Origin of the sequence: Cyanobium sp. N5-Cardenillas, assembly GCF_024345515.1 — a bacterium.
In the GTDB taxonomy this organism is placed as follows: Bacteria; Cyanobacteriota; Cyanobacteriia; order PCC-6307; family Cyanobiaceae; genus Cyanobium.
In genome coordinates this window covers 1-7098 of the sequence record NZ_JAGQBG010000167.1, presented here as the reverse complement: position 1 = coordinate 7098, position 7098 = coordinate 1, and the positions used below count along the sequence as shown (strand labels likewise).

At 66.7% G+C, this 7098-nt stretch carries 8 protein-coding genes and 1 pseudogene; 1 reads left to right on the top strand and 8 read right to left on the bottom strand.

Going from position 1 to position 7098, the window contains the following annotated elements; genetic code table 11:
- Positions 1–253: pseudogene (locus KBZ04_RS12645) on the bottom strand (3-deoxy-7-phosphoheptulonate synthase); the annotation flags it as partial.
- A gap of 167 nt (positions 254–420) precedes the next feature.
- Between KBZ04_RS12645 and acnB the strand changes: the two are divergent.
- Positions 421–3042 carry a bifunctional aconitate hydratase 2/2-methylisocitrate dehydratase gene (gene acnB / locus KBZ04_RS12640; protein ID WP_254992267.1) on the top strand — a complete coding sequence of 874 codons (2622 nt, stop codon included), beginning with the start codon at positions 421–423 and terminating at the stop codon, positions 3040–3042.
- Between the two features lie 12 nt (positions 3043–3054).
- Here the strand turns inward: acnB and KBZ04_RS12635 are convergent, their stop codons facing one another.
- The 7 genes from KBZ04_RS12635 to KBZ04_RS12605 all read right to left on the bottom strand — a co-directional run.
- Positions 3055–3597, bottom strand: coding sequence for a hypothetical protein (locus tag KBZ04_RS12635; protein ID WP_254992266.1), 543 nt, complete (start codon positions 3595–3597; stop codon positions 3055–3057).
- Positions 3598–3603: 6 nt separating this feature from the next.
- Positions 3604–4047: a hypothetical protein gene (locus KBZ04_RS12630; protein WP_254992265.1), complete on the bottom strand. Its 444-nt coding sequence runs from the start codon at positions 4045–4047 to the stop codon at positions 3604–3606.
- A 113-nt stretch (positions 4048–4160) separates the two neighbouring features.
- On the bottom strand, positions 4161–4838 hold the full coding sequence (locus KBZ04_RS12625) for a hypothetical protein (protein WP_254992264.1): 678 nt from the start codon (positions 4836–4838) through the stop codon (positions 4161–4163).
- A 249-nt stretch (positions 4839–5087) separates the two neighbouring features.
- Entirely contained in the window at positions 5088–5474 is a 387-nt protein-coding gene (locus KBZ04_RS12620) for a VOC family protein (RefSeq protein ID WP_254992263.1), read from the bottom strand.
- 305 nt (positions 5475–5779) lie between these two features.
- A complete protein-coding gene (locus KBZ04_RS12615) occupies positions 5780–5974 on the bottom strand; it encodes a hypothetical protein (protein ID WP_254992262.1) in 195 nt (64 codons plus the stop codon).
- Between the two features lie 92 nt (positions 5975–6066).
- Entirely contained in the window at positions 6067–6486 is a 420-nt protein-coding gene (locus KBZ04_RS12610; protein WP_254992261.1) for a nucleotidyltransferase family protein, read from the bottom strand.
- A gap of 38 nt (positions 6487–6524) precedes the next feature.
- Positions 6525–7098, bottom strand: a 574-nt coding sequence (locus tag KBZ04_RS12605) for a sodium:calcium antiporter (protein ID WP_409995976.1), incomplete at its 5' end; no start/stop codon positions are given.

Genomic DNA, 7098 nt, shown 5'->3' with positions numbered 1-7098 from the left:
CGCCCCGGTGGCGGCGCTGGGCCTGGGCGATGGCCTCGGCGTACTCGCGGGCGGCGGCCACGTCATGGACCGAACAGGGGCCGACGATCACCAGCACCCTCTGGTCACCGGCATGCAGGATGGCCTTGATGCGCTCGCGCGCCTGCTGCACGGTGCGGGCGGCCTGCTCGGACAGGGGCAATTCCGCATGCAGCACCGCCGGCGGCACCAGCGGCCGGGTTTCCACCACGTGGAGATCGGAGGTGGGGATCATGCGGGGCGGCCGGCGGGAATGGGTCAGACCCCCCAGCCTACGAACTGACGCCACCGGTCCCATCGGCCACTTCTGCAGCCGTCGTCACCAGAGGGCGGACCCGCGGGGAAGAACAATGGGGGCCACGCCCAAGCCATCCGGGGGTACGACCCGGACCCATGCCGCCCATGTCCCTCTCGCCCTCCGACCTGCTGCCCACCTACCGCGAGGCCGCGTCGGCCCGCGAAGCCCTCGGCGTCCCGCCCCTGCCGCTCACCGCCCCCCAGGCCCAGGCCCTCACCCAGCTGCTGGAGCAGCCGCCCGCCGGCGAGGAGGCCTTCCTGCTGCACCTGCTGAGCGAACGGATTCCGCCGGGGGTGGATGAGGCCGCCTACGTGAAGGCCGGCTGGCTGAGCGGGATCGCCAAAGGAACGGCCACGAGCCCCCTGGTGAGCCCCCTGGAGGCCACCCGGCTGCTGGCCACCATGATCGGCGGCTACAACGTCGGCGCCCTGATCGAGCTGCTCTCCTGCCCGGAGGCCGCCATCGCCGAAGAGGCCGCCCGGGGGCTGAGTCGCACCCTGCTGGTGTACGACGCCTTCCACGACGTGCTGGAGCTGGCCGAGACCAACCCCCTGGCCCGCCAGGTGGTGGACAGCTGGGCGGCGGCGGAATGGTTCCACGCCCGGCCGCCCCTGCCGGAGGCGATCACCGTCACGGTGTTCAAGGTGACCGGGGAAACCAACACCGACGACCTCTCGCCGGCCACCCACGCCACCACCCGCCCCGACATCCCCCTGCACGCGATGGCGATGCTGGAGACGCGCATGCCGGAGGGGCTCGGCCTGATCGCCGAACTGAAGGCGAAGGGCCACCCGCTGGCCTACGTGGGCGATGTGGTGGGCACGGGCAGCTCGCGCAAATCCGCCATCAACTCGGTGCTCTGGCACATCGGCACCGACATCCCCCACGTGCCCAACAAGCGCAGCGGCGGGGTGGTGCTCGGGAGCAAGATCGCGCCGATCTTCTTCAACACCGCCGAGGACTCCGGCGCCCTGCCGATCGAGTGCGACGTGAGCGGGCTCAACAGCGGCGACGTGATCACGATCCGGCCGTATGCGGGCACGATCGAACGGGCCGCCGGCGAGCCGGGCGCCGGGGAGGTGCTGGCCCGCTTCGAGCTCAAGCCCAGCACCATCGCCGACGAGGTGCGGGCCGGTGGCCGCATCCCCCTGCTGATCGGCCGCTCGCTCACCGACAAGGTGCGGCTGCAGCTGGGCCTGCCCCCGTCCGAGGCCTTCATCCGGCCAGTGGCCCCGGTCGACACGGGCAAGGGCTTCACCCTGGCCCAGAAGATGGTGGGCAAAGCCTGCGGCCTGGCGGGGGTGCGCCCCGGCACGAGCTGCGAACCGCTGATGACCAGCGTCGGCAGCCAGGACACCACCGGGCCGATGACCCGCGACGAGATGAAGGAGCTGGCCTGCCTGGGCTTCTCCGCTGACCTGGTGATGCAGAGCTTCTGCCACACCGCCGCCTACCCCAAGCCGGTCGACCTCAAGACCCACGCCGAGCTGCCCGACTTCATCAGCTCCCGGGGTGGCGTCGCCCTGCGGCCCGGCGACGGCATCATCCACAGTTGGCTCAACCGCATGCTCCTGCCGGACACGGTGGGCACCGGCGGTGACAGCCACACCCGCTTCCCGCTCGGCATCTCCTTCCCGGCCGGCTCCGGCCTGGTGGCCTTCGCCGCCGCCATCGGCGCCATGCCCCTCGACATGCCCGAATCGGTGCTGGTGCGCTTCTCCGGTTCCCTGCAGCCGGGCGTCACCCTGCGGGACGTGGTCAACGCCATTCCCTACGTGGCCATCCAGCAGGGCCTGCTCACGGTGGAGAAGGCCGGCAAGAAGAACATCTTCAGCGGCCGGATCATGGAGATCGAAGGGCTCCCCGACCTGAAACTGGAGCAGGCGTTTGAGTTGACGGACGCGACCGCCGAGCGCTCCTGCGCCGGCAGCACGATCAAGCTGAGCGTCGAGACAGTGAGCGAATACCTGCGCAGCAACGTGGCGCTGCTCAAGAACATGATCGCCCGGGGCTACAGCGATGCCCGCACCATGGCGCGGCGGATCAGGGCGATGGAGGCCTGGCTGGCCGATCCGGTGCTGATGGAGGCCGATGCCGACGCCGAATACGCGGCGGTGATCGACATCAACCTGGACGAACTCACCGAACCGATCCTGGCCTGTCCCAACGACCCGGACAACGTCAAGCTGCTGAGCGAGGTGGCCGGCGACCGGATCGACGAGGTGTTCATCGGCTCCTGCATGACCAACATCGGCCACTACCGCGCCGCTGCCACGGTGATGGATGGGGCCGGCACCAGCGCCGCCCGGCTGTGGGTGTGTCCCCCCACCCGCATGGACGACGAGGTGCTGCGGGCCGAGGGCTACACCGCCAAGTTCGAGACCGCCGGCGCCCGCATGGAGCTGCCCGGCTGCTCCCTGTGCATGGGCAACCAGGCCCGGGTGGAGGACAACACCACCGTGTTCTCCACCAGCACCCGCAACTTCAACAACCGCCTCGGCAACGGCGCCCAGGTGTACCTGGGCAGCGCCGAACTGGCTGCAGTGTGTGCCCTGCTGGGCCGAATCCCCAGCCCGGCCGAGTACCTGGAGATCGCGGCGGCCAAGATCGATCCCCTCTCCGACCAGCTCTACCGCTACCTCAACTTCGACCAGATCGATGGTTTCGAGGATTCCGGGCGCGTGGTGAGCGTGGAGGAGGAGGAGAAGGTGCTGGCGGAGGTGTAGGGGGCCGAGAGGCTACCCGTTACTTCGCTGGTGGAATAAGCGTCTGACCGCATCGCTGCACAGCAGACGAACCGCCAGGACGCCCAGAAGAAGTGAGGGCAACAGATCGGCGATGACCCTCCAGGCCAGTGCCGCATAACTGGAAAAGCCACAGAGATAGGTCATCCCGCCAAACGGATGGCCGCAGGCCTGGAGGGGGTCTGGCAGACCGCCGCCGCCAGAGAGCAGGGAGAGCAGCACCACGTTGAGGGCCCTGGGCAGCGGACTGTCAGAAATACCGACGACCACCGCGGCGATCAGAAGAATGGCGCCCAGCCATTGACCGTAGCGCCGTCCTGTCTGCAACCCCCAGAAGGTCAGCCCCGCAAGAACGATCACCAGGAGGCTGATCAGGACGTCCGTGGGAGTGACGGACGCGGGGCAACGCGGGGACGGTCCAACCGAAAAGCAGCTGAGGAGAGCGCCCAGGAATGCAACCCCAAAGCCGATCAGGGAGAGGAGAAAAAGAACCTGGGATATCCACACGCTTGGCGGACGGCCGATCAAACGCTTCATGGCCCGTCACCTCTCCCTGGCTCCTGTCAGGGACACCGCCAAAGCCAGGGAGGCCCCATAGGCCAGGATGAACAGGTGGAAGCTGTTCTCCACGGGCTTCCACCGCGCCAGCATGCTGGGCCCGGTTCGTGGGGCCTGTCCCATCACGATCTGCAGGTTGGAATAGCAGCGATCACCCTGACTCCACCCATAGCAGTTGCCCGGGGAGGTCAGAAGGACCGCAACCTGCAGCACCAGAACAACCGGCCAGATCCAGATCCTTGTGCGCACGCGATCGCCATGGTTGCGCCCAAGCGAAAGCCACCGAGCAAGCACGATCACGGCATAGATCGGAAGGAGGATCAGGATGTAGAGGATCCAGCCGAGCGTGGTGAAGGACGTGGCCAGGAACAGGACAAAGCTCACCAGGACATAACCCGTCAACGCCCAGGCGAAATCAAGCTTCGTCATCACCTTCCAGGCGAGGGAGGGTCAGAAAAAGGATCCTACCGGCACTGACAGCCTGATCACCTTTGACGAACAAGTCCACCATCTGGCTGCTTCCCACCTGACGTCCATGGAACTCAACCCCCCACCACCAGGGCGTCGACGATCTCGTAGCGCTCGACGTTCTCCCCAAGCACCAGCACCGACACATCGCCGCGCCGCTGCACCGAGAGCTTCTCGGGCTGATCGGACGCGACGGCCATGCCCTGCACGAACAGGAACTGACGATTCTGGCCCTCGGGGTTCATCACCACCACCGTGGCGCTGTTGTTAGCCCGGCGGATCACGGAGGCCTTACACCTGGTGGCCTTACCGCTGCTGCCGGACCCGCAGGACACCTCCGCAGAAGCGTGGAACGGCGTGCCTGGGATCAGCGCATCGCGGGACGCGGGCACGGGGGTGAGGGGAGCACCACGGATCCCCACCTTGAGGCTGTAGGTGCTGGATTCATTGCGGCGCGCCGCCGGCCGCATCAGATACACCCGCACCCTGACGTCGCCATCGCTGGGCAAGGGCCCACGGAAGCGGTTGCCTGAGCTGCTGCCGATGAACAGGGCGGTGTCGGTCCCGGCCGCCATCACGTTGAAGTAGTTCTGCACGTTGGAACCCTTGAGTTCCACGCTCAGGGTCTGACCGGCGCCCGCCCGCAGTTTGTAGTCGACAGTCTGGTCGCCCTTGAGCTGTCCCTTGAGCAGGGTGGAATCCGCTCCAGCTCGAAACGTGACCCTCTGACTCTCGATCGCGCTTTGAGCCACTCCAACCCCGGCAGGGAGGGTGATGGCCAGAAGGCCTGCGGCGGCGAAAGCGAGTGGAGTACGCACCGGTCCTTTGCTCGAGGCCAATCCATACCCTATCTCGCTGGCTCCCGGGAACGTTTCTAACCGCCTAGGAAAAGACTGGGTCGGCAGATCCGGCCTGCTGAGAACTGTGGAATAAAATCTCGAGCCACAGTTTAGGCCGCACATCCTTGGCAGTACCGCAAGGTGATGCGCCCAGCCTGCCCTTCAGTACGGATCATCTGTCAGGCGCTCCGACAACCACCACAGATTCCCGAACTGGTCTCGGATGCCGCCCTGCCTGTCGTTGTATGGCATGTTCGCTACATCCATGATCTTTACGCCCCCCGCAGCAACGGCCTTCATCATCGCCTCATCAGCATTCTCGACGTACAGGTAGTACGAAGCCGACATGGCAGGAAACTCTGCCGATGCCTCACTGACCATGACAGTTGATGTTCCAAGCCGCACTTGCGCATTTGCAATGCGCTCGCCGTTCATGTGGCGGCCAATCTCAACAGCACCAAATGCCTCAGCGAGGAATTCAAGAAAGCGATCAGCTCCTTCCACGAAGAAGTACGGAGTGACGGTACTGAAGCCCTGTGGAATGCGCATGGAGTCTCTGTTTATGGGGCTTAGCTCTTCTTGATCGGAAACGTCTAAGTCCCAAATCTTCCGCCGTGGGAAGCATACGTTCGAGTTGCCCTAAGGGCAACACCGCTAAACCCCGTCGACGTAGGCAGAACCGGAGAAACACCCTGCTGCCGCAGCCCAACCTGGCCATCCGTCAGCGCTCCATCCAGGGAGTGGTTGCACCCAATCTCACCGTATTGGGACGGGTTCGGACAGAACAACCTGAGCACGAAGCTCCACCCCGGTCACTCCGAAGCGCCGAACCCCAGGCGCCGCGGGCTGGCCGATCAGTCGAGCCCCGCCACAGCCCGCTCACAGCGTTCCAGTTCGGCCTCCAGCAGAGCCAGCAGCTCTGATCGCTCGGCCGGCAGGGGGAAGGGGCCTGCCTCGTAGCGGGCCTCCACAGCAAACTCCTGCAGCGCCGCCAGCCGAGGCTCCAGAGCCTGTCCCGCCACAGAGGCGAGGTCGGTCAGCTCATGCACCCGTGGTAGCCGGCGATCGCTCAGCACGATCGAGCCCGATCCGCAAGGTGCGCAGATGGCGGCGCACGATCGCCAGCAGCAGGGCCGCGTCCTCAGCCGGCGACATAGAGCACCTTACCCTCGCGGGCCACATCGCCGAACACGTGCCAGCGCGAGCCACCCAACCGTTCGGCGTCGGCGGCACCGGCCAGCACCAGGTCCACCCTGACGCCGAGGGGCCCGTGGGCCTTGCGAAAGCGCTGGCAGCAGGCGGCCTTCTCGGCGGGGGTGAGCTGGGCGCGGCCCACGATCACGGCCAGATCCAGATCGGAATCAGGGCGCGCCTCGCCCCGGGCCCGCGAGCCGAACACCAGCACCGCCATCACGTCGGCGTCGGCACAGAGCCGTGCAAGGGCCAGGCGACAAGCCTCCGGATTCAGGCCGGGGCCGAGATCCGGCAGCGCCGCCAGCCCCCTGGGCTCACGCCAGGGAATCGCGGGCGGTACGAACGGCTGTGCAGAGGCGGAAACCATGGCAAAACGCTACCGCCGCTGAGCCGACCTCCCCGTTCCTAGTCGCCACCCTGAACGGCCAGAAGCTTGCGCTGCTGCTTCCAGCGCAGCACCTGCCAGACCAGGAACACCATCAGCAGGGGCAGCACCGCCACCAGCACCACGAACCGGTAGGTGTTGTCGACGATCTCGCCGCCAGTGGTGGCGGACAGGACCTGCTCCACCAGATAGAGCCCGTAGAGCCCCAGCAGCAGCCAGCCCTCAAGACGGGAGATCGTCCCGTTGCTCCAGAAGATCGGCAGGCAGGCCAGGGTGGTGGCCACCATGATCGGCAGGTCGCGGCTAATCATCACCGGATCCACCGCCAGCCCCTTGCTGCCGGAGGCCACGGCGCAGAGGCCCAGGATCAGCACCTGGTTGAGCAGGTTGCTGCCCACCACGTTGCCAATGGCCAGGTCGGCCCTGCCCCGGTAGGCGGCCACCACGGAGGTGACCAGCTCAGGCATGGAGGTGCCGGCCGCCACGATCGTCAGGCCGATCACCGTCTGGCTCACCCCCAGAGCCACGGCCGCCGTGGTGGCCCCCTTCACCAGCAGCTGCGAGCCCAACACCAGCAGGGCCAGGCCGGCGGCC